This is a genomic window from Mycobacterium sp. NPDC050441, from assembly GCF_040655355.1.
Classification (GTDB): Bacteria; Actinomycetota; Actinomycetes; order Mycobacteriales; family Mycobacteriaceae; genus Mycobacterium.
In genome coordinates this window covers 24,383-48,426 of sequence record NZ_JBFAJS010000007.1, presented here as the reverse complement: position 1 = coordinate 48,426, position 24,044 = coordinate 24,383, and the positions used below count along the sequence as shown (strand labels likewise).

Here is a 24,044-nt window from a genome sequence, read left to right as displayed (position 1 = left end):
GTGCTACGGAGGCCGACGGTGCAAGCCCGGTCCTGCTGAAACCGGACGCAGCCAAGGGTGGTGATGGAGCCGGCCCGCGACGCCTCATACCGAGCGAGGTGTTCGAACGCACCATTTGGCAACGGCGATACGCAGCCGAGCTCCGGCTGACGGACACCCTGGCCGTGTGTGCAGCAGTAATCCTGGCGCAGTACATCCGATTCGGAACGACCGAATCAGCAGCAGGCACCTACAAGTACTTCGTGCCGGGCTTCTCCGCCGCATTCGTCCTCGTGTGGCTGACCGCTCTGGCCGGATTTCACACCCGATCCCCGCGGGTCATCGGCTCCGGTATCGAGGAGTATCGGCGTGTGATCACCGCTTCCTTCTGGACATTTGGAGCGATTGCGATTGTCACGCTGCTCCTCAAGGTCGACGTCGTGCGCGGCTATCTGGCGGTTGCGCTTCCTCTGGGGATCGTGGGTCTCGTGCTGAGCAGATTGTTCTGGCGGGGCCGGCTGGCACGGAAGCGCTCAGAGGGTGGCTACCAGACGGCCGTGCTGGCCATTGGGGAACCCGAGGCAGTACAGAACCTGGCCAATGAGTTGACCCGAGATGCGGTAGACGGCTTCCGCATTGTGGGAGTCGGCGTGCCGGGATACGGCCCGTCGCGTGGCGAGCGGATGGTCGTGAACGGTGGAGAGGTCCCGATCATCGGTGGGGAGACCCAGGTGCTGGAATCGATCCGTACCTGTGGTGCGGACACCGTCGCCATTGCCGGGACCGAACACTTCGGAGTTCGCGGGATCCGAAGGCTCATCTGGGATCTCGAACCCCTGCAAGTCGATCTGATCGTCTCGACCGGAGTGATGGATGTCGCCCTCTCCAGGTTGGTGATGCGACCGATCGCCGGGCTTCCGCTGCTGCACATCGAGAAACCCCAGTATCTCGGTGCGAAGCGATTCCAGAAACGCGCCTTCGATGTCGGCTTCGCATCGGCGGCACTGATCGTGACTCTGCCAATACTGGCCGCCACCGCGATTGCGATCAAGGCGAGCAGCCGCGGGCCGGTGTTCTATTGCTCTGAACGCATCGGCATCGACGGCATGCCCTTCTCGATGATGAAGTTCCGCACCATGGTCCGGGACGCCGACAAACAGTTGGCAAGGCTGTTGACGACGAACGAAAGTGATGGATTGCTGTTCAAGCTCCATGACGATCCGCGCATCACTCGCGTCGGTCGGTTGTTGCGGCGATTCAGCATCGATGAGCTACCGCAGTTCCTCAACGTATTACGAGGGGAGATGAGCGTCGTAGGACCGAGGCCACCGCTGCGGCGGGAGGTGGAGGCATATGACTGCGACGTGTTGCGTCGGCTGTTGGTGAAGCCAGGCGTAACAGGATTGTGGCAGGTGAGCGGCCGCTCCGACCTGTCGTGGGAGCGCTCCGTCCGTCTGGATCTCTCGTATGTCGACAACTGGTCGATGATTCAGGACGCTCTGATCATCGCCAAGACTTTGCGGGCTGTATTCCGGCACACCGGGGCCTACTGAGGTCTGTCATGAGCGATCAGATCACCGTCACCGTTCTGGGCATCAACTACGCTCCGGAACCCTTTGGCATTGCGCCATATACGACGGCATTGTGCCGCGGCCTGACGTGCCGGGGCTACCGGGTCAACGTCGTGACAGGAATGCCTCACTACCCGCAGTGGCGGGTGCCGGCGGAGTATCGCTGGAGATGGACGTCGTTCGAGACGGTGGACGGCGTGTCCCTGAAACGGGTGCGGCACACGGTGCCAACGCGAACATCGAACGCTCGCCGGCTTCTGATGGAGGCAACTTTCGGGGCTCGCGCGGCTGCATCGCGCTGGAAGCAGCCGGATGTGGTGATCTGCACAACCCCGGCACTGATATCGACGGCAGCTCAATGTGTGCGGCAACGGGTATCCGGCCGGCACCGACCAGCTTTCGGTATCTGGGTTCAGGACCTGTACGCGGTCGGCCTGAACGAAATCCAGAATCCGGGATCGGCGGCGACCAGACTCGCCGGCATTGTGGAGAGCTGGGTGATGCGGGAGGCCGATGGCATCGTCGTGGCGCACGACCAGTTCCGCAGGCAGCTCGTGCGGAATCTGAACGTAGATGCCGGCAAGATCACGACGATCAGGAACTGGACTCATGTTCAGTCGACCGGCACAGGTGACCGAACCGCAGCCCGTGGCCGCCTGGGTTGGGCCGATGACGAAACAGTGGTGCTGCACGCCGGGAACATGGGCGTCAAACAGGGCCTCGAGAACGTTGTCCGTGCGGCCCAGATCGCAGACCAGAACAAACTGAAGCTGCGCTTTGTTCTCATGGGCGACGGGAACCAACGACGCATGCTCGAGGTGATGGCTGATCAGACAACTCGGCTGGAAATCCGGGACCCGGCCCCGCAAAGTGAATTCGCCGATACTCTGCGTGCCGCCGACGTCCTGCTCGTGAACGAGCGGCCGGGTGTGGCCGAGATGTCGATACCGAGCAAGCTCACTTCGTACTTCCAGAGCGGGACGCCGGTGTTGGGTGCTACGAGTCCTGAAAGTAACGCCGCACAGGAGATTCGGGGTTCGAGAGCCGGGATTGTGGTCGCTGCAGGAGACCCGGGACAACTGCTCGATGCCGCCATGTCGCTCGGCAGCGACGCAAATCGACGGTGCGAGTTGGGAAGCAATGGAATTGCCTACGCTGCAGCCGAACTCAGTGAGGCGGCATCGATCGAAAAGTTCGACAACTGGATCAAGTGCGTACTGGCGACACGACAAAATTCGAGTGGCGGGAATGCCGGCACCGACGAACCAGTCATTCACGCAGCCGGATCATGGGGGCAGTGATGAGCAAGGTGGCACTGATAACCGGGATCACGGGGCAAGACGGCTCATATCTGGCCGAGCTGCTACTGGCCAAGGGCTACGAGGTGCACGGCCTGATCAGGCGCGCGTCGACGTTCAACACGGTACGCGTCGAACATCTTTACCAAGACCCGCACCTCCCAGGTGCCAGGTTGTTTCTCCACTACGGCGACATGTCTGATGGTGCGCGGCTGTCGATGTTGTTGAGCAAGATCCATCCCGGCGAGGTCTACAACCTTGCGGCGCAATCCCACGTGCGGGTGTCGTTCGATGAGCCGGAGCACACCGGCAGCGTCACGGGTGTTGGCTCGGTGCGCCTGCTGGAAGCGGTGCGACAGGCGGGACTGTCGTGCCGGTACTACCAGGCGTCGAGTTCCGAGATGTTCGGTGCCTCTCCACCGCCGCAAAGTGAGATCACACCGTTCTATCCAAGGTCTCCCTATGGAGCCGCAAAGGTGTACTCCTATTGGGTCACAAAGAATTACCGCGAAGCCTATGGGATGTTCGCAGTGAACGGGATCCTGTTCAATCATGAGTCGCCCCGGCGTGGTGAGACCTTTGTGACCCGGAAGATCACCCGTGCGGTCGCTCGGATCAAGGCCGGCAGCCAAGATGAGCTGTTCTTGGGCAACCTTGATGCCGTGCGTGACTGGGGGTATGCGCCGGAGTTCGTGGAGGGTATGTGGCGGATGCTGCAGGCCGACGAGCCCGACGATTACGTGCTGGCGACTGGGCAGGGGCACACCGTGCGGCAGTTCGTCCGAATCGCATTCGAGCGCGTTGGGCTGAACTGGCAGGACTACGTGCGATTCGACGCGAATTATGTGCGCCCCACCGAGGTGGATGCGCTTATCGGAGATGCCTCCAAGGCTGCCCGAGTGCTCGATTGGAAGGCGGAGGTGTCAGCGCCCGACCTCGCAGCGCTCATGGTGGACGCGGATATCTCGGCCCTCCGGTGTGCGGGAACCCCATGGGTGGACAAACCGGCTTTGGCCGGCTGGGAATAGCAGAGGCTGATGAAGGGGCGACGGGATGAGCACAGTGGCTGAACAGAATTCACCGCAGCTTCCGGGCAACAGCTCTGGACTGGGCAACCGCTTCGCCCTGGATGGGTTCACCGGCCACGGATACAGCCGCGGCCGCGGGGTGGCATTGCAGATCCTGTGGCTGGCATCGCGCGGATTGTTGATGAAGTGGTGGTGCCCCAATGCAGTTCGGGTTGGGGCGCTCCGGTTGTTCGGCGCCAGAATCGGAGCAGGGGTCATAGTTCGGCACCAGGTGAAGATCCATTGGCCGTGGAAGCTGACGATCGGGCGCAATTCCTGGATCGGTGAGGAGGCCTGGATCCTCAACCTCGAACCGGTACATATCGGATCAAACACGTGTATCTCGCAGGGAGCCTTCTTGTGCACGGGCAGCCACGGGCGACTGAGTCCCACTTTCGAATACGACAATGCACCGGTTGTCATCGGGGATTCGGTGTGGGTGGCGGCGCGAGCGACTGTGCTGCGCGGTGTCCGTATCGGTGATGGCGCGACGGTCGGGGCGACGGCGATCGTGACCGATGACGTGCCGGCCGGCGCAACAGTGCTGGCAGCTCAGTCGCGCGTCCACCGGACGACGCGGTTCGGGTGATCGGAGACACTCATGCAGACGGATTCCCCCATCTACGTCGCCGGCCACCGCGGCATGGTCGGTTCCGCGATTGCGCGCCGACTTCACGACGCGGGATACCGAAACATCTTGACTCGCACGCACGCTCAGCTTCCCTTGGATGAAGCCGTCGCGGTGGAGGAGTTCTTCGCCGCTGAGCGGCCCGAGTGCGTGGTCCTGGCGGCAGCGAAAGTGGGTGGAATCATTGCGAACTCGACTCAGGGCGCCGATTTCATCCGCGAGAATCTCAAGATTCAAACCAATGTCATCGACGCTGCCTACCGTTACGGCACAACGAAATTCATGTTCTTGGGGTCGAGCTGCATCTATCCCAAGTTTGCGAAGCAGCCGATCGCGGAGGAGGCGCTGCTCTCCGGTCCGCTGGAAGAGACCAATCTGCCCTATGCGATCGCGAAGATCGCCGGCATCACGATGTGCGATGCGTATGCAAAGCAATACAGTTTCAATGCGTTCTCGGTCATGCCCTGCAACGTGTACGGGGTGGGTGACAACTTTCATCCGGAGCATTCTCATGTGGTCGCTGGGTTGATGCGCCGATTCCATGACGCGAAGTTGTCGAATCTTCCCGAGGTGGTGGTGTGGGGATCGGGATCACCGCTGCGGGAACTCATCGACGCCGACGACCTGGCCGACGCTTGTGTCTTTCTACTCAGGGATTACCACGCCGGAGGAATCGTCAATGTGGGTTCGGGGCAAGAGATCTCGATCCATGATCTTGCTCTGTTGCTGAGAACAATCGTCGGCTTCGAGGGTGAGGTGAGGTTCGACGAGACTCGGCCGGACGGAACTCCGCGCAAGATCATGGACAGTGGCAAACTGAGGAATCTCGGCTGGCGTCCCACGCTCACTCTCGAAGCCGGCCTGAAGAAGATGTACATGTGGTTCGCCGAGTCTCAGGCCGGCGACCAGCCAGTGGGGCGACGTTCATGAAGAAGATCGAGCTTCTGGTTTGGCTGCTGCCGGGCAGCCCCCTGAAGAACAAGATGCTGCGGAGGTTCGGCCACGACGTTTCCCCGGCAGCCCGCATTGGCCCGGTACTGGTGTTGAATGTCGGTCGCGCCGTTATCGGCAGGGACGCGAAGATTGCTGCGCTGAACATCTTCCGATCTCTGCGGTTGTTGCAGATGGGAGAGGGCGCCACGCTGGGTTCTTTCAACATGATCTCTGCGCATCCCGCCTATCAGGCGTTGGACCCTGAGGTGGGAAGTCTGATCATGGGCGACGGTGCCGCCGTCACGAGTCGGCACAATGTCGATTGCTCCGGGATCGTGCGGATCGGCGATATGTCTGCCGTCGCTGGTCAGCGGACCACGATTTTGAGCCACGAGATCGACATCATGCGCAACATCCAATCAGCCGGGCAGGTTGTCATCGGTGAGCGTTCGGCGGTCCTGACCAACTGCCTGGTGTTGAAAGGCGCTGTACTTCCTCCATATTCGCTGTTGATCGCGAGCTCGACTTTGATCAGGAGCAGAGAGTTGAATCCGGCTCCAGGGATCTACGGAGGATCTCCGGCCCAGTTCATCCGGCCCAACCCTACCGACGCCGAGAGTTGGTTCGAGCGTGGCGAGATCGCGACGACCGAACTGAGGATCGACCTTCCTCGCCGCACAAGCCGTCGAGCCTCCGGTCCTCGCCAGAGTCACATTTCGACATTCCAGCAGTAGTTCGATGGGGGGCGGCGATGACGAGGAGAGCACCCATGAAGGTCTTGCAGGTGCTGACGCTGATGTCCCCCGATGGTGCGTACGGTGGTCCTGCCCGGGTCGCGCTCAATCAATGTGCTGCTCTGGCCGAGGCAGGTCATCAGCCGATCTTGCTGGCCGGAACGCATGGTTATTCTGTCCCACCACAACAGATCGACGGCACGCCCGTCCGATTGTTCCGGGCTCGGCGAGTACTTCCGAGGGTCGGCTATGCCGCCACCTGGGCCCCCGCGATGGTCGGCTGGCTCAGGCGCCACGGATCCGAGTTCGATGTGGTGCATGTGCACCTGGCGCGTGACCTGGTGACCATTCCGGCGGCTCGCACCGCGCTGCGACTCGGGTTGCCCGTAGTCGTGCAGACGCACGGGATGATCGTCTCCGGCACGCACCCGCTGGCGGCGCCCATTGATGCGTTGTGGACAAAGAAACTCCTCGGATCCGCCGGTGCCGTCTTCTACCTCAACGATGCGGAGCGTGCAGAACTCAGCGTCATCGGCGGTCCGGGGCTGAGGTTGGAACCGCTCGCAAATGGTGTGCCGCTGGAATCAGACGTCCGCTCACACCAGCGGACACAACCCCCTGAGGTGTTGTTCCTTGCGCGCCTGCACAAGAGGAAGCGCCCGGACGTTTTCGCCGCGGCGGCGCTCGAACTGCTGCGCCGGGGCACAGACGCACAGTTTGCCCTCGTGGGCCCGCCGGAGGGAGCGGAAGCGGCAGTCGACCGCATCATCGCCGAGGCACGCGCCGACGGCTTCGGCGAATCACGTCTGCGCCGGGAACCTGCGGTAGCTCCGGGGCACGCCGGCGAAAGGATGAGGACGGCCTCCGTGTACGCACTTCCCGCGGTCCGAGAACCGTTCGGGATGTCCATCATCGAGGCCCTCGCCGAGTCGGTTCCGGTGGTGATCAACGCCGACGGCGGCCTCGCCGACTTCGTGGAGCGGAGCCGTTGCGGTGCAGTCGTCGCTGGCGGCCCGCACGACTACGCGGGCGCGATCGCGCGGTTGCTCGCTGACCCGGTGACCGCTCGCACCCAGGGCGCGGCCGGCCGGGCGGCGGTTCGCGCGACTTATGGCATGGAGCCGGTACGCCAGAAACTCGAAGACGTGTACGGCGGGATCACGCTGCGAATGTCGAAATGAACAGCCGAATCACGCACCGACCATTCTGGCTGGGCTTGCAGATCGCATTCGCAGTGCTCCTCGCCGTTACGGTGACGGGTGCGCTGTGGATGGGGTTCGTCCGAGGGCGCGCTCCCGTTGCGGCACAGGGGATCAGCGTCGAAGCCACCTTCACCGGCATGCCCAACGGGCCCGCGCCGGATCGGTTCGACGGTGGCGAGCCGGCCCGGGTCGCCGGTACCCCGGAGGATCCGGGCGCCCGTCCCAGGCTCCTGGGCGGTCGGCTCACGTATCAGCCCACCGGCGAGGAGCTTGCGGCCGGATTCTTCAGCACACCGGATCTGGGTGCGCCGGTGCGGTCGCTCGGGACACGATTTGTGTTCCAGCCGGGCAGCGGCACCAAGGGTGCTGTCGCGTTGGTGGTATCCCGTGATATCGGCTCGGAGTTCCCGCCGACGATCCGTCCGCTGCCGGTGCATTTTGTACTGACGCCGGTGAATTGGAACGTCAGCGTGACGCATTCCACCGGGGACCCTCTGACTGTCATTGCAGCGGGCGACTTTCCGCTGCCCTTGGCCGAAGACGGATCGACGGTGTACGAGGCGGGGCTCACCATCAGCGGTTCGGAACTCACCCTGGATCTACCGCAGGGCGTGCATCGGATCATCTCTGATCCGCGGATATCGGAGTGGCAGGGAAGTTATGCAAGCTTCGAACTGTTCGCCAACCACGGGTTGACGGATTCACTTCCCGCCTTGGAGAAGGTATGGGCATCGGCGGCCGGGGAGTAGGCGACATGGCGGGGCCGTCGAGGTTCAGCAGGGCGCGGGCGCTCGTCGGCGGGATCGATCAGGCCTTCTCCAGCGTGAGCAATGGTCTGATCGTCTATGCGATCGCGGTCGTGACCTCGGTTGCCGACTTCGGGCGGATCGGCCTGGTGATGACGCTGCTGGCCGCAGCCATCGGCGTCCAACGCGGTGCGCTGGGTACGCCGCTTCTCCTCAGTTCGGCGAAGGCTGTCACCGATCTCCGTCGGGAGGGCGGATATGCGATGACGACGGCGTTGATCATTGCGCCGGTCGTCGGAATCGCGATGGTGGCTGTCGCCGGTTCGGCGGTGCGCACCCAGGCCGTGCTGCTGATGGTGGCCACTCCGGTGATCCTCGTCCAGGATGTCTTGCGCTACATCGCTGTTGCCGAAGGCCGGTCGCACATCGCAGCCATCTGGGACGGCGTGTGGTTCGCCGGCTCGGTCATTCTGCTGGTGGGTACCTGGTTCGAGTTACCGCATTTCACCGCCACTTTCCTGGTGTGCGCCTGGGGTTTGCTCCCACTTGTCGCGCTCGTCGGCATGCTCGTCAACATCCGGGTGGCACCGAGGCTCGCGGGTTTCGGCGAATGGATGGCCGACGGTTGGAGGCACCGCGTCCGCTATGGCACGGAGGCCGGCCTGGAGCAGGTCACAGTGTTCGCGGTGTTGCTGTTCGTGACGTTGCTGCTCGGTCCGGTCGTCACCGCCGCGGTTCGTGGTGCAACGGCGGTCTTGGCGCCGGTAGCGATCCTGGCCAGTGCCGTGCCGCTGATTGTGATCTCCGAGGGTGCACGCCTGACGATGCGGCCGATGCACGTGTGGCGAATTCTGGTCCGCGTCGCGTCGGTGCTGTCGCTGGCTGCCGTTACGTTGGGTAGCGCCCTGTACTTCCTGCCGCTGAAATGGGGTGAGCGTCTCCTCGGTGCGACATTCGCTGCGACACAACAGATCGTGCCGATCATCGCATGCGAGTACGCCATCGGCGCCTGGGTTGTTGTGGTGTCCATCTATCTTCGTACCTTCAATCGCAGTCGCGATGCCCTCAGGTTGAAGATCGGCTACGTGGCGGTGATGCTGCTGACCTCACTCGGCGCCACCGTCGCGTTTCGCACGGCATCCGGTGTGGCCCTCGGCATGGTCGCCGGGACAGCGTTCATCGCGACGATGGCATTGGCGTGGTTCCGGCCGTGGGCCGACGGCAACGAAGTGACACCCCGATTGCCGCAAGCGCACTCGCCGGCCGACCCGAAGCGACGGGTGTCGATGCCCCTCACCGGTTCGGTCGCTCGAGCCGAGCTGCCGAACACCGTCGCCGCCCGCCTGGCATCGCGCGCACATGCCTCCGACGGCCTCCGTACCTTGTGGGTCGGGGCGGTCCTTGTCGTCTTCGGTCCCGTGGCCATCATCAGGTACACGGGAGTGCCGGAGAACCTGCTGTGGCTGTGGTCTGTGCCGATGATCGTCCTGGCGGGCTTCCGATTTGCCTGGTTGGTCGGCAGCGGTGAGCGTCGCCTCTTCGAAATGATGTACTGGGCGTTCGCCTATGCGTTCCTGGGCCTCGCCCCGTTGGCGCAACTCCGCATGGACGCATTTCCGAACACCGTCGCGCGCATGGATATGAGCTTGATCGCGGTGGGATCCCTGATTGCGATCGTCGGTAGCTTCGCCTTTCTGCTCGGGGTACTGGCGGACAACGCCACGCTTCGACGCGGAAACGCTGGGCGCGCCTCGCCGGTCAGAAACACGTCGCGTGTGTTGACGATCGACCGCACGCGCGTGTTGTTGCTGGCCGGCTTCGCGGTCATGTTCAACATCTACTACCTGTCAAAGGTCGGCTGGATCCAGTTCACCCAGAGTCGTGACGAGGCTTTCGCGGTGTACAACGCGATCTGGCCGCCCGGTTCCCTGGGCGTGATGGTTCGTAGTTGTACCTTCATGTCTCTGCTCGTCGCTTTCGTCGCGCTGGTTCGGTACCGCCGCGAGATGAAGCGCGCCGGCGAGCTTGGATTCCCCGTCGCGGCCGGTGCGCTCAGGCTGAATTCCGTACTTGCCGTGCTGGTCGGGCTGTTGATGGCCAACAGCATGAACCCGATATCGAATGCGCGGTACCTTTCGGGTACGGCGATCCTGGGTGCGGCGACGGCATTGGGCCTGTTTGCGACCCGAACCAGATTCCGGGTAACCGCGGTGTCTTTCTTGTTGGGCCTCCTCGTTGTCTTCCCGTTGGCCGACGCATTTCGGTACGGGCGCGAGGCCAACTTCAAGGCGACCAATCCTGTGGAGGCGCTGATATCGCCTGATTACGATTCGTTTGGGCAGCTCGTGAATGGATATCTGGTCGCGGAGCGGGATGGCATCGTACCCGGCCGGCAGCTACTGGGTGTTTTCTTGTTTGCCATTCCGAGGAAAATCTGGGATGACAAGCCTGTCGATTCAGGGATTCTCATCGCAAATGTGCGGGGATATCGATTCACGAACCTCTCGGCGCCGCTCTGGACAGAGTTCTATTTGAACGGCGGATGGCTCCTGCTCATACTCGGTATGTTCGGTCTGGGGTGGTGGCTGCATCGCATTGATTCAGGAATCGAACGACAGTTCACTACGGCCGGTATGCCCGCCCTGCTCAATTGCGTCATACCGTTCTACATGATGATCCTGTTGCGCGGATCGCTCCTACAGGCTGCTTCGTTTCTGTTTTTCATTCTGCTGTTCGCCGCATTCGTGCGAAGACGCTCGGTAATTCCAGGGATTCCGGACGGTGTTCCCCGATCTCCGGACGATCCCCACGTGTTCGACCCGCCAGAACGACCCAAGGGCAACTATGTCCGGGTCTGACAGGAAGTCGCCAGGCGCGAGGCGCGGGCTTTTGGTGCTGTTCAGCATCGTTCTCCTGGTGCTGACGGCGGGTGTCGGATATGCACAATGGCGCCGAAGCAATGTGTCTACGCATGTGCAAGGACTTGGCGCCTCGGCGCCATCGATCGGGTCGATGTTCGATTACCGGCCGACATTGCTGATCGTCGGCGATTCCTTCGCCGGCGGCACTGGCGATGTGACCTTCCGCCCGTATCCGTATCTTCTCGGCGATCGACTCGGTTGGAACCTCACGGTGGATGCCCAGGGTGGGACCGGGTTTATCAATGCGGGGGATGTCAAAAAGCGCGGTACGCCTTTCGCAGTCCGTCTTGACCGAGATGAGCATCTGTACAACGCGGACTACGTTCTGATCGACGGGGGCCGAAACGATCTGGATCTGGTGCCGGTCGAGGTCATCACTGCTGCCGATGAATACATCAAGAGGGTACGTGCCGCTTGGCGACAGGCGATAATCATTGTGATCCTTCCGTCTTTTGTGTCGGCAGAGGAGGCGTCGAACTATCCCACGATTTCTGCGGGGATGAGGCGTAGCGCCGAAGAAGTAGCCGCTCACGTCATCGATCCAGTGGCGGAAGGATGGTATCGCGAGAGGGATCTCGCTCCACTTTTCTGGCACGACGGCATTCATTTGAATGCTGTGGGCAACGAATATTACGCGAGCAGGATATTCGATGATATGAGGTTGATGGGGTTGGTGAAATGAAAAGCATCGGCACCGTATTCGCGATTGCCCGGCGTAATTTCCTGACGCTGCTGTGCTGGGCATTGTTTGGGGGTGCCGCCGCGAGCTCCATGACGTTCTTCCTTCCGGTGGAGTACCAGGCCAGTGCCCGCGTGATGATCGTGGCGCCCTACTGGAACGATTCGACGGCTCTTGCCGATCCGAATTTCGGTGCGGCGGTACTGGCTTATGGCGACGAGTTCACCCAGCAGCGGATGGCGAGCTATGCGCGGCTGGTCGAGACGCCTTTTGTCACAGGGCCGGTGGGAGAACGTCTGGGCCTGGCGATTTCGGCGCAGGATCTGAGCCGGAAGGTATCCACGCATGTCATCCCGGATACGGTCATCATGGAGATACAGGCGAGCGACCGGTCTCCCACGACAGCTGCCTTGATAGCCGACGAGACGGCACGACAGCTGATAGCCACTGTGAAAGAGGTCGAGCGACCGCCGTTCTCCAGGGTGTCTCCGGTCCAGCCGTTGTTGGTGGAACCGGCTGCTGTTCCCACCCATCCGGTTTCACCACAGACAGTGCTCTATATCGGATCGGGTCTGCTCCTCGGGTTCCTGACCGGATTGACATATGTGTCGATGCGGGAAGGCAGGACGCTTGCCGAACTCGTGGGCTCCGGCGACGACGCCGACGACGTACTCGGGATTCTGTCGCCGGGTGAATCGGCGCCTGATCTGGTCGACGCCGACGCGGGTTTCACCGAGCTCCGGATCAACCAACTGCGCGGCGATGCCTGGGCACTTTTGTTTTTCGTCGCGCCCCGGGCCACACCGGCCGTGCTGATGGCGACTCGGCGACTCGCAGCAGTCCGGGCAAATGTCCGGAGCCGAAGGCCGGTCGTCGTCATCGCCGATCCGGCGGTGGACACCGGTGGTACGGGCCGACCGGGACTTCGAGACGTGGCCGCAGGCCGGGCTGCACTCGACGCTGCGGTCGTGTTCGACGAAGACGGGGGATTCGATTGGCTGCCGTTCGGGGGTGTGGCTGAGTCTGATCCGAATCAGCGCTGCGATGAACTGAGCGCTGTGCTCGATCAACTGGCGGTCACCCACGACGTGCTCGTCGTCGCGCCGGCGGTGCTGGAGTCGGTCGACGCGTTCGATCTGGCTGGGGTGGACAGCGTGACGGTCTTGGTGACCGAGGTCCCTGAATCCTCGAGTTCCGAAGTGCGAGAGGCTGAGCGACTCGTGCGGATGGGACAGGGGCGTTACCTCGGGCGCATCGTCGTGGCGGCGCCCGCATTCGCACACAACGGCGTCGCCGACCGCTGGTAGTCGGCAGTACGAATCGATGATCCGGAGGGACCATGGAACTTTTCAAGCGATGGTGGATCGTCCTACGGCGACACTGGTTGTGTGTCGCCGTCTGCCTGGTAGCGGCAGTGGTCGGGGCGAGTGCCTATAACGTCACCGCCCACCCGCAGTACACGGCGTCGACCCAGCTGTTCCTGCGGGCGCCCGATGTCAAGACTTCGGCCGGCGCTTACCAGGGCGACCTGTTCTCGCGGCAGCGTGTTCAGACCTACTCGAAGATGTTCAAGAGCGACGATCTCGCCCAGCTCGTCATCGACCGGCTCGGGTTGAAGCTGACTTCCCAGGAGATGGTCGGCAAGGTGTCTGCATCGACGGTCAAAGATACTGTCCTGATGATTGTTTCGGTAACCGATCCGAATGCGGATCGGGCGGCCAACATCGCCAACGCCTACGGTGACGTGCTCAATACCTATGTGGCGAAGATCGAGTATGTCGACAACAACCCCGATATTCCGCCGTTGGTTCAGGTGGTGACCCGGGCGAGTCCCGCCACCACGGTGTCGACTGGATATCCGTTGTGGCTGACCTGCACCGCCGCGGTCATCGGTGCCCTGGCCGCAGCGCTGGCCCTGATCTGGCTGCTCGAACGCTTCGACACGAGGGTGCGGTCTCGCCGCTCCGTGGAGGCAATCACGGGAAGCGCGGTGATCGGCCAGTTCGCGCGTAACAAGGTGTTGGCCCGAAAAGCCGATGTGGACCACGCTTTCGATGCGGACGAGAGTTTCCGGCAAGCTGCCTTACGCCTGAGCGTCAATGTCGATTCGGGTCTGTATCGCCTGTCCGGGATAAGCAAGCCGCCCGTGTTGGCGGTGATCGCCCCGCATCATGGTGATGGCGCGAGTATGGTGTCGCGAACGCTCTGCCGAGCGTTCGCCGAACGTGGAAGATCCGTTGTCGAGCTGCAATTCGGTTCGGAGAGCGCAGAGTCGGAGCCGATGCGCGAGTATGCCAGTTCCATCGCGGTAACGACGGTCGGTCTGATGTCGGTGCTCACCGCCGAATGCTTCGACCGTCGCCTGGATGTCGCGAAGGAAGGCGCCGACATCGTCATCCTCGACTGTCCGCCCTTCATCGAATCCGTCGAGGCTCATGCTCTGATGGGTGCCGCCGATGTTGTCGTTCAGGTGGTCGACGCCGGTGAGACGACTCGTTCGCTCACTGAGATGGCCGACGGGACAAAGATAATCGGCACCCCCGTCCTCGGGGTGGTCGTCAACTTCGCTCGCGCCTCCTCGACTGTGGACGGCCGCTATCTGTAGGGGTGGCGTTGCCGGACGGATCGCCGCGGTCCTCGCGCTCGTGGCGGTTTTCGTCTCCCTCGGCCTCGATTTCAGCCCTTCGAATTTTCAGGAGGGAGAGGCCCACCCCGAACGCGCCGTCACCGCGTACCTGCCTTTCGATCTACCCACCGGCCCGACACGTCATAAGGTATTCGCACACTATGTACCGAATTTCCCCATATCAATTGACAACATGGATGGGGGCAGTGATTATTACCAACTCCAGTATCTCTCCCCGGAGGGTGAAGAAGGAATTCACGCCGGCTACGGCGGGTTGCTCCGAGACCGTCCGCTGCCACGCCAGCGGATGGATCGGCCGGATTGGCAGATCGAGGACTTCGAGACTGAGATAGGCCAAGCCAAATCGGTGGGTATAGATGGATTCGCAATAGATGTCATCAAACCCCGAGCGGAGTCTGATGTAGTGGCCAATCTCCTCACGGCCGCCGCTCGAAATGGCAACTTCGACATTCTCGTCACCGCCGACATCTCTGGGCCGCTGTCCGGACTTTCTGCTGAAGAGTTCGTCGCAGACATGTCCACATATCTGGATGCGCCGGCGGCGTATCGGCTTCCCGACGGTCGTCCGGTGCTCGGCGCGTTCGCCGCCGAACGCCGAGATCCGGGGTGGTGGGCTGCGGTGTTGGAAGCCCTGGCCGTGAAAATGCATACCAGTATTGCGTTCGTCCCCATCTTCGTCGACGTCGCGGACAACATCGCCGGATACGCTTCGATCTCCTACGGGTTCTCCGCGTGGGGCGGCAGAAGTCCTCGCGGAATGTCCCCATCGGATCGTGCTCGGGGATCGCCGCGTGATCTGATCAACCAAGCGCATCTCCACGGAAAGATCTGGATGCAGTCCGTCCCCTTCCAGGACAACAGGCCACGCATAGGCACCTTCGAAGAGTCGTTGAATGGGATGACGAATAGAATGGCCTGGCAGCTTGCGATCGAGGCGGGGGCCGAATGGGTTCAGCTGATCACCTGGAACGACTACGCGGAATCGACGGCGATGGCTCCGTCGGTTGCCCATGGATGGCGCATGCTCGACCTCAACGCATACGACATCGCCACGTTCAAATGGCGTGAGCGGCCTAGGATTACGCGCGATGCGGTTTTCGCCTCATACCGGATCCAGCCTGTCGCCGCGCTTCCGGAGTATCCGGAAACGATGCTGATGCGCCCGGTCCCGGATGCCTCCGAACCGCGCGATGCCATCGAGGTGGTCAGTTTTGCCACCGCTCCCGCCCGAGTGGAGATCGACGCAGGCGATCAACAGACGTCATGTTTCGCCGCCCCCGGTCGCGGAACATGCGTGGCACCGCTGCGCCCGGGATCCTTCACGGTGACGATGGCCCGCGGCGGCGCCGTGGTGGCATCGGCGCAAGCGGCCGTCCCCGTGAGCAACCACCCATTCGTCCAGGACCTGCAATACCGGTTGGTGGGAGGGCTGCGGTAGTCCAATTCTTGGCGCTCGGTGTGGCCGTGTTCCGGTCTGGCTCAACTAGATGTCGGTGAGCCTGGACGTCGCACGCCACCGTTGTATCTCCACCCGCCTATCCGTGTCGGCGCTACCGTAGAACTGCTCGGCCGCCACATATGGGGCATTTATCTCGCTGATCGCAGGGTGTGAGTAGGGGCCGTAAATCGTACCGGTGGGGGCCAGCACCCAGGCCTTGCCGAGGTCTTTCCGGACGTAGACGGCGACGTGCTGAGTATCGGTCGTGAAAGGTCTTCCGTACGCAACATTGGCGATAACGGTGAGAGTGTCATTCTTCCACACACCATATTCGAAGTGATCAGCCAAAAACGTGACGTGCGCTGGACTGTCCGGCACCGCGGTAATGCCCAGAAGTCCGGACGGCAGCGGGTTCGCGAACAAGCACAAGACCAATTGACCGCCGTCTGTTGTCCCTGATGCACTGAAATTCCAGTCGGCCGCGATGTAGGCGGCGGTGGCACTGAGCTGGCCGGACGCGTATCCCGCCCCCTTCCCGACGCCGCTGAAGGCGATGATGGACCTGCCTCCGGAAACGGTCGGCATGGCGGTGTCGTTCGGGGTGTACGTGAGAGTTGCCGTCTGGCCGGAGTCGAACGTCGGAGGATGCTGGCCGTTCGGCATGGTGGTGTAGTCCTGGTACAGATCGATGTGCTCGACCATCGGTGCTGATCGCGCGCATCCGGTCGTCAGCAGACTGAGCAACAACGCCCCGGACACGATGCCGCGCAGCAGTTTTGATGCGATGGCCGCCCTCACACCATTACGGAGGACCTTCCTCGCCGGCCGAACCGGGGGCACCCTGCCGACGCGGCTGGGCGTCTGGACACCAGTCGGGAGCCAGGGTTTGGATGTCGTCAAATGAACCATCGAGCCCTTCCGGTGGACCGAAAGCCTTACCGGATTATGGCCGACGCTGCGCTGGTTCGGAGGGACATTGCGAGGCTGCTGCGCTCAAAGGTCCTGCGGTGCGTCAGATCCGGACGTTCGTTCTCCGCATCGACGGCGTATTCAGCGCCTGGCCAATAGGGCGAAGTGCAACCCGGCGGGCCTTCCGCCAGCACGGACGATCTGCCTGCCGGCCTCGTTTTCACGACCGATCTTGCCGTGAAAACGAGGCCGCCAAAGCGGCTCGATCGGATTGGCCCTAGGCCGCGACGAGCTCCACACCGGACAGTACGACGGCGTTGTCCCGCGACGGTGCGGTGAGCACGCCGATGAACTTGCCGTCTTCCTTGGCGCGCAGGAGTGCGACGGGCGCAACCCGGATCAGGTGCAGAGCCGGGTGAACCGGTACCGCGCGATCACCAAACTGCTGGGGGTCGACCCCGGCGGCAACCTGTCCTGCTGACGCAACGCTCGCCCGGGGCCCATTTGAGCAAACACTGACACGGTCTTCCGGGAGTGTCTACCGTCAGTGCAGGTGGGTTGTGCCGTCAAGAAACGCCGGATTCCTCGCGGGAGGATTGATGATCACGCATTTGGACATCAGCAGTGGAGGGGCACGGTGAAGATCTTGTGTGTCGGCGGGGGGCCGGCCGGGCTGTCGTTTGCCACCCTGATGAAGGGGCGGGACAAGGCGCACGAGATCACCGTCCTGGAGCGGAATCCCGCAGGATCGACATACGGCTGGGGGATTACCTACTGGCAGCCACTGCTGGACAAGCTTGCTGACATCGACCTGGGGTTGGCCGATGAGATTCGTGATAGCTCGTTCCGTTGGTCCGACACCGTGATTGACCTCCAAGGTGCTCAGGCGGAGATCAGCGGGCACTCTGGATTGAGCATCAATCGTCGGGCGCTCATCGACATATTCTCTAGGCGTGCAACAGAACTCGGAATCAACATTCAGTTTGAGCGCGATGTGGCGGACCCTTCTCGCCTACCGGAAGCTGACTTGATAATCGCGTGTGACGGCGCAAACAGTCGGCTGAGGAAACTCCACTCGGACATATTCGGGACGAATGTCGTCATGGGCAGAAACAAGTTCGTCTGGCTGGGCACAGGCAGGGTTTTCGATGCGTTCAACTTCGCCTTCGCTGAGACTGCTGCCGGATGGATCTGGTTCTACGCCTATGGTTCTGATGAACGGACAAGTACCGTCATCGTCGAGTGCTCACCGGAGACCTGGACCGGGCTCGGCTTCGACACCCTGGCAGAAGAGGATGCCACGGCACTTCTGAGCCGGATCTTCGAGCGGCAGTTGGATGGTCATCCATTGCTGAGCGCCGCGCCCAATCGTACTGGCGCAGTCTGGACAAATTTTGCGACGGTGACCAACAAGAGCTGGCACCACGACAACATCGTTCTCATGGGCGACGCGGCTCACACCACGCACTACAGCATCGGATCAGGGACGATCTTGGCACTCGAAGATGCCATCGGGCTCGCTGAGAAGCTTTGCAGGCACCAGGATCTGGAGTCCGCGCTCGATTCGTACCAAGCTGAGCGGTCGCGGGCCATCGTGCCTCACCAGGCCTGGGCGCGAAACAGTGCGCAGTGGTACGAGGACCTTCAGCGCTACATTCGTCTGCGCCCGGCAGAGTTCTCGGTAGCGCTCCGGGCGCGCCGCTCTCCGATGCTCCCGCATGTCCCCCCGTCGATCTACTGTCGGCTGTACCGGGTGACGGAGGGGCTGTACCGCGTGACACAGGAATCCGCGGCACTGCAGAAGCTTCGGGAGCGGCTGGGGCCCAAGGCTGTTCGGCCCAGTGGGTAGGGCAGTGCGGTTTACGCCTAAGCCGGGACGAGCTCCACACCGGACAGTACGACGGCGTTGTCCCGCGACGGTGCGGTGAGCACGCCGATGAACTTGCCGTCTTCCTTCCAGATGTTGGCCTGCAGCGTCTCTCCGGGGATCACCACGCCGGCGAACCGGGCGCCGTAGGAAGCCACCTGGGACACGTCGCCGTCGAGCAGGTTGTCGACGATGGCCTTGCAACCGATGCCGTAAGTGCACAGTCCGTGCAGGATCGGCCGATCGAAGCCCGCCGCCGCGGCAAAGGCCGGGTCGGAGTGCAGAGGGTTGCGGTCACCGCACAGCCGGTACAGCAGCGCCTGCTGCGGCAGCGTCGGCAGCGAGATCTCGACATCGGGTGCGCGATCAGGCAGTTCGGCCGAGGTCGCCGGTCCGCGCTCGCCGCCGAAACCACCCTCACCGCGGGCGAAGATCGACCGCTTGGTGGTCCACAGCACCTTGCCGGATTCATCGGTCACCGTGGATTCGCTGACGATGACGGCGGCCTTGCCCTTGTCCCAGATCTCGGTGAAGCGCTGCACCGACTTCGCGGTGCCGCTGGTCGGGATCGGGCCCGGCACGCTCACGGCCTCGCTGGCGTGCAGCACCTTCGACAGCTCGATGTCGATACCGGGGAACTGCACCTTGGGCGCCTCGGTCATGTGGAAGCTGACCGCGACGTTGCCGAACGTCGGCAGCACCTGTGGGGTGTCGTCGACGAGGTAGCTCAGCTCACGCGCGCTCATCGGGTCGGCACCGGCGCCGAGGCCCAGGTGGTACAGCTGGATGTCGCTGCTGGTCCAGGAGAACTCGATGGGCTCCAGCTCGGCGCCCAGCGCCTTGTCGAGATCGATCGGCATGTCAGCCCCTTGTGTTCGATGTGGCGGGAACCGCCGCGGCGATGTCGAGCGCCGCGAGGTATCCAAACGTCATGGCGGGACCAATGGTGCCGCCGGGGCCGGGGTAGGTGTGACCCATCACCGGTGAGCTGACGTTACCTGCGGCGTAGAGGCCGTCGATCACGGAGTCGTCGTCGCGTAGCACGCGGCCGACGAGGTCGGTGCGGACACCGCCCTTCGTGCCCAGGTCGCCCGGCACCATCTTGGCCGCGTAGTACGGGCCGTGTTTGATTTCGCCGAGGTTGGGGTTGGGCTTGTTGGTGGGATCGCCGTAGTAGCGGTCGTATGCGCTCTCGCCGCGGTGGAAGTCCTCGTCCACCCCGGAACGGGCGAAGCCGTTGAACCGGTCGATGGTCGCGCCGAACGCGTCGGCGGGCAGACCGGTCTTGGCGGCCAGCTCCTCGAGGGTGTCGGCCTTGACGATGACGCCGGATTCCAGCCACTTCTTCGGAATTCGTTGTCCGGGCTGCAGACCCGCGAAGATGAAGCGGTCACGGTACTGCTGGTCGAAGATCAGCCAGGCCGGGATGTTCTCGCCCGGGCCCGCGCCCTGGCCGTACTCGCCGCCGTACATGTGGTGGCAGGCCTCGACGTACGGCATCGATTCGTTCATGAACCGCTTGCCGGCCATGTTGACGATGATCGAGCCGGGGGAGTTGCGCTCGGACAGGGCGAACCACGGCGAGTCGGTCAGCGGGACCGTCGGGCCCCACCACGAGTCCTCCATGAATTCGAGTGCAGCACCCTGCTTTTCGGCGGCCAGGATGCCGTCGCCCGTATTCGCCACCGCGCCCACCGTCCACTCGGTGGTGATGGGGGCGCGCTGGTACTTCACCCGCATCTGCTCGTTGTGCTCGAATCCGCCTGAGCCCAGGATCACTGCGCGGCGCGCGCGGATCAGTTGCGGTTCAGCGGTTTCGCCCTTGGTGGTGTCGCGGACATAAACGCCGCGGACGACGCCGTCCTCGACGTAGAGATCGGTCAGCGCGGTGTTCAGCTGGACCGGGACGCCGGCCTGCTGCAGGCCGATGCGCAGCGGCGCGATCAGCGCTCGGCCCATGCCGACCAGGTTCTTGCCGGTGGCGTTGGCCCACACGGAACGGACACCCACCTTGATGCTGCGCAGCACGCCGCGGGGATGACGCTTGAGCTGGTTGAGCCGCACGTAGTCCTGCTGCATCACCACCATGTTCATCGGCACCTTGCCGTACGGCGGCTCCAGGCCCTTCTCGTCAACTCCGAGCTTCTTGGCGTTGAACGGCTTGGGCTCCACCGAGCGGCCGGTGGGCTTGCCGCCGGGCGTCTCGGGGTAGTAGTCCGAGTACCCGGGCACCCAGCACAGCTTGAGCGGGGAGTTCTTCAGGACGAACGACAGCATCTCCGGCGAGCGGTCGAGGTAGGTGTCGATCTTCTCCGCGGGCACCACGTCACCGATGATTTTGTGCAGGTAGGTGCGGGCGGCCTCGGGGGTGTCTTTCACGCCGTCGCGCTTGAGAATCTCGTTGTTCGGGATCCACACCCCACCACCTGACCGCGCAGTGGAACCTCCATAGTGCGGTGCCTTCTCTACGACTACTGTCGAGAGGCCCTGATGGGCCGCGGTGAGGGCGGCGACCATGCCGGCAGCGCCGCTGCCGACCACGACAACGTCGTACTCCTGTCCAGTCATGTAGAACACGTTATAGAATTGCCGGGCCTGTGGACAACTGCGCCGGTCAAAGAAGCGAGGGGAATTCACCAAAATGCTTAGTGTCGAGGTGCGCGATGAGCTCGCTGCCGATCTCGCTCAGGCCGAGCGGAGCCGGGTTCCGATGACGCCGCTGACGGATCGGTACGGCGATATCGATGTGGTGGATGCCTACGAGATCCAGCTGATCAACATCCGGCAGCGGGTCGCCGAGGGTGCACGCATCATCGGTCACAAGGTCGGGCTGTCCAGCAAGGCGATGCAGGACATGATGGGTGTCGACGAGCCGGACTACGGCCATCTCCTCGATGAGATGGAGGTGTTCGAGAACGTTCCGGTGCCGTCGTCGAAGTTCCTGTACCCGCGCGTCGAGGTCGAGGTCGGGTTCATCCTGGCCGACGATCTGCCCGGGGCCGGCTGCACCGAGGAGGACGTGCTGGCCGCGACGGCCGCATTCGCCCCGGCGATCGAGCTGATCGACACCCGCATCACCAACTGGCAGATCAAGTTGTGCGACACCATCGCGGACAACGCCAGCAGCGCCGGTTGGGTGCTCGGGGAAGCGCGGGTGTCGCCCAAAGACATCGACATCTGCAATATCGACGCTGTCCTGACCAACCACGGCAAGGTCGTGGCCGAGGGACGCAGCGATGCGGTGTTGGGAAATCCGGTCACCGCGGTGGCCTGGTTGGCACGCAAGGTGGAGAGCTTCGGCGTGCGTCTGAAGGCCGGTGACATCGTGTTGCCGGGCTCGTGCACGCGTGCGATAGATGCACCTCCGGGCAGCGATTTCGTCGCTGACTTCGCCGGGTTAGGTTCTGTACATCTTTCTTTCGAATGATGTTTCGAGGATAGGGAGCCGATATGGCTGAAAAGGCATCAGTTGCCATCGTCGGGTCGGGCAACATCAGCACCGACCTGCTTTACAAGTTGCTGCGTTCGGAATGGCTCGAGCCGCGTTGGATGATCGGCATCGATCCGGCGTCCGAAGGTCTGGCCCGGGCCCGCAAGCTTGGTCTGGAAACCAGCCACGAGGGTGTGGACTGGCTGCTCGCCCAGAACGAGAAGCCGGACATGGTGTTCGAGGCCACCAGCGCCTACGTGCACCGGGACGCTGCTCCGCGCTACGCCGAGGCCGGCATCCGCGCGATCGACCTGACCCCGGCGGCCGTCGGCCCCGGCGTCATCCCGCCGGCGAACCTGCGCGCGCACCTCGATGCGCCGAACGTCAACATGGTCACCTGCGGTGGCCAGGCCACCATTCCGATGGTGTACGCGGTGAGCCGAGTGGTGGGCGTTCCTTACGCCGAGATCGTGGCGTCGGTGTCCTCGGCGTCGGCCGGTCCGGGCACCCGGGCGAACATCGACGAGTTCACCAAGACCACCAGCGCAGGTGTGCGCGACATCGGTGGGGCTCGCGACGGCAAGGCGATCATCATCCTGAACCCGGCCGAGCCGCCGATGATCATGCGCGACACCATTTTCTGCGCGATCCCCGAGGATGCTGATCACGCCGCGATCACGCAGTCCATCAAGGACGTGGTGGCCGAGGTGCAGACGTATGTGCCGGGCTACCGGCTGCTCAACGAACCGCAGTTCGACGAACCGTCGGTGGTCAACGGTGGAAACCACCTGGTCACCGTGTTCGTGGAAGTGGAGGGTGCCGGTGACTACCTGCCGCCCTACGCTGGAAATCTGGACATCATGACCGCGGCGGCGACGAAGGTCGGCGAGGAGATCGCGAAAGAGTCGCTGGCGGTTACTGGAGGTGCGCAAGCATGAGTGACATTTTCTTCAACCCGGCGTGGGACGTCCGGATGACCGACACGTCGCTGCGCGACGGGTCCCATCACAAGCGCCATCAGTTCACCAAGGACGAGGTCGGCGCCATCGTGGCCGCTCTGGATGCTGCCGGGGTTCCGGTCATCGAGGTGACCCACGGTGACGGCCTGGGCGGGTCGAGCTTCAACTACGGGTTCTCCAAGACCCCGGAGCAGGAGCTGATCAAGCTGGCCGCCGAGACGGCCAAGGAAGCCAAGATCGCCTTCTTGATGCTGCCGGGTGTGGGCACCAAGGAAGACATCAAGGAAGCCCAGAGCAACGGTGGCTCGATCTGTCGCATCGCGACCCACTGCACCGAGGCCGACGTCTCGATCCAGCACTTCGGGCTCGCCCGTGAGCTGGGCCTGGAGACCGTCGGGTTCCTGATGATGAGCCACACCATCTCTCCGGAGAAGCTGGCCAAGCAGGCCCGCATCATGGCCGACGCGGGATGCCAGTGCGTCTACGTCGTCGATTCGGCGGGCGCGCTCGTACTCGAAGGTGTCGCCGACCGGGTGGCGGCGCTGGTTGCCGAACTCGGTAACGATGCTCAAGTTGGATTTCACGGCCACGAGAATCTCGGCCTGGGCGTGGCCAACTCGGTCGAGGCTGTGCGCGCGGGTGCCAAGCAGATCGACGGCTCCTGCCGCCGGTTCGGCGCGGGTGCGGGCAACGCACCGGTCGAGGCGCTGGTCGGGGTGTTCGACAAGATCGGCGTCAAGACCGGCATCGACTTCTTCGACATCGCCGATGCCGCTGAAGAGGTCGTCGCCCCGGCGATGCCGACCGAGTGCCTGCTGGACCGCAACGCGCTCGTGATGGGCTACGCGGGGGTGTACTCCAGCTTCCTCAAGCACGCGGTGCGCCAGGGCGAACGCTACGGGGTGCCCGCCCACGAGCTGTTGCTCCGCGTCGGCCAGCGGAAGCTGATCGGTGGTCAGGAAGACCAGCTCATCGACATCGCGCTGGAGATCAAGCGCGAGCAGGAAGCAGAGAAGGCCAAGGCCTAACCTCGCCA

General features: G+C 63.1%; 20 protein-coding genes and 1 pseudogene. 17 read left to right on the top strand and 4 right to left on the bottom strand.

From position 1 onward, the window contains the following. The first annotated feature begins 86 nt into the window (after positions 1-86). Genes AB0I14_RS21000 through AB0I14_RS20940 form a run of 13 tightly spaced genes read left to right on the top strand, consistent with a single transcriptional unit; the run spans position 87 to position 15,843 of the window. Positions 87-1,532, top strand: a complete 1,446-nt coding sequence (locus AB0I14_RS21000; protein WP_358026357.1) for a sugar transferase — start codon at positions 87-89, stop codon at positions 1,530-1,532. 8 nt (positions 1,533-1,540) lie between these two features. Further along, the gene (locus AB0I14_RS20995) at positions 1,541-2,851 is read left to right on the top strand and encodes a glycosyltransferase family 4 protein (protein ID WP_358025565.1); all 1,311 of its coding nucleotides are present in this window, start codon (positions 1,541-1,543) and stop codon (positions 2,849-2,851) included. Further along, positions 2,851-3,876 (top strand): GDP-mannose 4,6-dehydratase, encoded by a 1,026-nt coding sequence (gene gmd, locus AB0I14_RS20990; RefSeq protein ID WP_358025563.1) that lies wholly within the window; start codon positions 2,851-2,853, stop codon positions 3,874-3,876. The genes AB0I14_RS20995 and gmd overlap by 1 nt, the downstream gene beginning before the upstream one ends. A 25-nt stretch (positions 3,877-3,901) precedes the next feature. Next, on the top strand, positions 3,902-4,504 hold the full coding sequence (locus AB0I14_RS20985) for a DapH/DapD/GlmU-related protein (RefSeq protein WP_358025561.1): 603 nt from the start codon (positions 3,902-3,904) through the stop codon (positions 4,502-4,504). A gap of 12 nt (positions 4,505-4,516) precedes the next feature. Beyond that, on the top strand, positions 4,517-5,473 hold the full coding sequence (locus AB0I14_RS20980; protein WP_358025559.1) for an NAD-dependent epimerase/dehydratase family protein: 957 nt from the start codon (positions 4,517-4,519) through the stop codon (positions 5,471-5,473). After that, the gene (locus AB0I14_RS20975; protein ID WP_358025557.1) at positions 5,470-6,210 is read left to right on the top strand and encodes a hypothetical protein; all 741 of its coding nucleotides are present in this window, start codon (positions 5,470-5,472) and stop codon (positions 6,208-6,210) included. The genes AB0I14_RS20980 and AB0I14_RS20975 overlap by 4 nt, the downstream gene beginning before the upstream one ends. A 35-nt stretch (positions 6,211-6,245) precedes the next feature. Continuing rightward, the gene (locus AB0I14_RS20970; RefSeq protein WP_358025555.1) at positions 6,246-7,391 is read left to right on the top strand and encodes a glycosyltransferase; all 1,146 of its coding nucleotides are present in this window, start codon (positions 6,246-6,248) and stop codon (positions 7,389-7,391) included. After that, a complete protein-coding gene (locus AB0I14_RS20965; protein ID WP_358025553.1) occupies positions 7,388-8,161 on the top strand; it encodes a hypothetical protein in 774 nt (257 codons plus the stop codon). Before AB0I14_RS20970 ends, AB0I14_RS20965 begins: the two co-directional genes overlap by 4 nt. Continuing rightward, positions 8,137-11,016 carry a hypothetical protein gene (locus tag AB0I14_RS20960; protein ID WP_358025551.1) on the top strand — a complete coding sequence of 960 codons (2,880 nt, stop codon included), beginning with the start codon at positions 8,137-8,139 and terminating at the stop codon, positions 11,014-11,016. Before AB0I14_RS20965 ends, AB0I14_RS20960 begins: the two co-directional genes overlap by 25 nt. Positions 11,017-11,050: 34 nt before the next feature. Beyond that, on the top strand, positions 11,051-11,761 hold the full coding sequence (locus tag AB0I14_RS20955; protein WP_358025549.1) for an SGNH/GDSL hydrolase family protein: 711 nt from the start codon (positions 11,051-11,053) through the stop codon (positions 11,759-11,761). Further along, positions 11,758-13,065: a hypothetical protein gene (locus AB0I14_RS20950; protein WP_358025547.1), complete on the top strand. Its 1,308-nt coding sequence runs from the start codon at positions 11,758-11,760 to the stop codon at positions 13,063-13,065. The genes AB0I14_RS20955 and AB0I14_RS20950 overlap by 4 nt, the downstream gene beginning before the upstream one ends. A gap of 32 nt (positions 13,066-13,097) precedes the next feature. Beyond that, positions 13,098-14,363 carry a Wzz/FepE/Etk N-terminal domain-containing protein gene (locus AB0I14_RS20945; protein WP_358025545.1) on the top strand — a complete coding sequence of 422 codons (1,266 nt, stop codon included), beginning with the start codon at positions 13,098-13,100 and terminating at the stop codon, positions 14,361-14,363. A gap of 40 nt (positions 14,364-14,403) precedes the next feature. After that, positions 14,404-15,843 carry a glycoside hydrolase family 71 protein gene (locus AB0I14_RS20940; protein ID WP_358025543.1) on the top strand — a complete coding sequence of 480 codons (1,440 nt, stop codon included), beginning with the start codon at positions 14,404-14,406 and terminating at the stop codon, positions 15,841-15,843. A 45-nt stretch (positions 15,844-15,888) separates the two neighbouring features. On the opposite strand, the gene AB0I14_RS20935 is transcribed toward AB0I14_RS20940, so the two are convergent. After that, the gene (locus tag AB0I14_RS20935) at positions 15,889-16,641 is read right to left on the bottom strand and encodes a hypothetical protein (protein ID WP_358025541.1); all 753 of its coding nucleotides are present in this window, start codon (positions 16,639-16,641) and stop codon (positions 15,889-15,891) included. 388 nt (positions 16,642-17,029) lie between these two features. Continuing rightward, positions 17,030-17,119 (bottom strand): annotated as a pseudogene (locus tag AB0I14_RS20930) (3-alpha,7-alpha,12-alpha-trihydroxy-5-beta-cholest-24-enoyl-CoA hydratase); the annotation flags it as partial. Positions 17,120-17,305: 186 nt separating this feature from the next. On the opposite strand from AB0I14_RS20930, the gene AB0I14_RS20925 reads away from it, so the two are divergent. Next, positions 17,306-18,601 carry an FAD-dependent monooxygenase gene (locus AB0I14_RS20925; RefSeq protein ID WP_358025539.1) on the top strand — a complete coding sequence of 432 codons (1,296 nt, stop codon included), beginning with the start codon at positions 17,306-17,308 and terminating at the stop codon, positions 18,599-18,601. Between the two features lie 17 nt (positions 18,602-18,618). On the opposite strand, the gene AB0I14_RS20920 is transcribed toward AB0I14_RS20925, so the two are convergent. Beyond that, positions 18,619-19,479: a MaoC/PaaZ C-terminal domain-containing protein gene (locus AB0I14_RS20920; RefSeq protein WP_358025537.1), complete on the bottom strand. Its 861-nt coding sequence runs from the start codon at positions 19,477-19,479 to the stop codon at positions 18,619-18,621. A gap of 1 nt (position 19,480) precedes the next feature. Further along, positions 19,481-21,187: a 3-oxosteroid 1-dehydrogenase gene (kstD, locus tag AB0I14_RS20915; RefSeq protein ID WP_358025535.1), complete on the bottom strand. Its 1,707-nt coding sequence runs from the start codon at positions 21,185-21,187 to the stop codon at positions 19,481-19,483. Positions 21,188-21,260: 73 nt separating this feature from the next. On the opposite strand from kstD, the gene AB0I14_RS20910 reads away from it, so the two are divergent. Genes AB0I14_RS20910 through dmpG form a run of 3 tightly spaced genes read left to right on the top strand, consistent with a single transcriptional unit; the run spans position 21,261 to position 24,036 of the window. Continuing rightward, a complete protein-coding gene (locus AB0I14_RS20910) occupies positions 21,261-22,046 on the top strand; it encodes a 2-keto-4-pentenoate hydratase (RefSeq protein WP_358025533.1) in 786 nt (261 codons plus the stop codon). Between the two features lie 23 nt (positions 22,047-22,069). Beyond that, positions 22,070-22,987 carry an acetaldehyde dehydrogenase (acetylating) gene (locus AB0I14_RS20905; protein WP_358025531.1) on the top strand — a complete coding sequence of 306 codons (918 nt, stop codon included), beginning with the start codon at positions 22,070-22,072 and terminating at the stop codon, positions 22,985-22,987. Next, a complete protein-coding gene (gene dmpG / locus AB0I14_RS20900; protein ID WP_358025529.1) occupies positions 22,984-24,036 on the top strand; it encodes a 4-hydroxy-2-oxovalerate aldolase in 1,053 nt (350 codons plus the stop codon). The genes AB0I14_RS20905 and dmpG overlap by 4 nt, the downstream gene beginning before the upstream one ends. Positions 24,037-24,044: the final 8 nt, after the last annotated feature.

Coding starts and splice junctions, on each gene's coding strand:
- AB0I14_RS20995 (WP_358025565.1), top strand. CDS start 1,541: ATGAGCGATCAGATCACCGTCACCGTTCTGGGCATCAACTACGCTCCG.
- AB0I14_RS20980 (WP_358025559.1), top strand. CDS start 4,517: ATGCAGACGGATTCCCCCATCTACGTCGCCGGCCACCGCGGCATGGTC.
- AB0I14_RS20945 (WP_358025545.1), top strand. CDS start 13,098: ATGGAACTTTTCAAGCGATGGTGGATCGTCCTACGGCGACACTGGTTG.
- AB0I14_RS20965 (WP_358025553.1), top strand. CDS start 7,388: ATGAACAGCCGAATCACGCACCGACCATTCTGGCTGGGCTTGCAGATC.
- AB0I14_RS20970 (WP_358025555.1), top strand. CDS start 6,246: ATGAAGGTCTTGCAGGTGCTGACGCTGATGTCCCCCGATGGTGCGTAC.
- AB0I14_RS20950 (WP_358025547.1), top strand. CDS start 11,758: ATGAAAAGCATCGGCACCGTATTCGCGATTGCCCGGCGTAATTTCCTG.
- AB0I14_RS20920 (WP_358025537.1), bottom strand. CDS start 19,479: ATGCCGATCGATCTCGACAAGGCGCTGGGCGCCGAGCTGGAGCCCATC.
- AB0I14_RS20905 (WP_358025531.1), top strand. CDS start 22,070: ATGGCTGAAAAGGCATCAGTTGCCATCGTCGGGTCGGGCAACATCAGC.
- kstD (WP_358025535.1), bottom strand. CDS start 21,187: ATGACTGGACAGGAGTACGACGTTGTCGTGGTCGGCAGCGGCGCTGCC.
- AB0I14_RS20975 (WP_358025557.1), top strand. CDS start 5,470: ATGAAGAAGATCGAGCTTCTGGTTTGGCTGCTGCCGGGCAGCCCCCTG.
- gmd (WP_358025563.1), top strand. CDS start 2,851: ATGAGCAAGGTGGCACTGATAACCGGGATCACGGGGCAAGACGGCTCA.
- AB0I14_RS20960 (WP_358025551.1), top strand. CDS start 8,137: ATGGGCATCGGCGGCCGGGGAGTAGGCGACATGGCGGGGCCGTCGAGG.
- AB0I14_RS20910 (WP_358025533.1), top strand. CDS start 21,261: ATGCTTAGTGTCGAGGTGCGCGATGAGCTCGCTGCCGATCTCGCTCAG.
- dmpG (WP_358025529.1), top strand. CDS start 22,984: ATGAGTGACATTTTCTTCAACCCGGCGTGGGACGTCCGGATGACCGAC.
- AB0I14_RS20985 (WP_358025561.1), top strand. CDS start 3,902: ATGAGCACAGTGGCTGAACAGAATTCACCGCAGCTTCCGGGCAACAGC.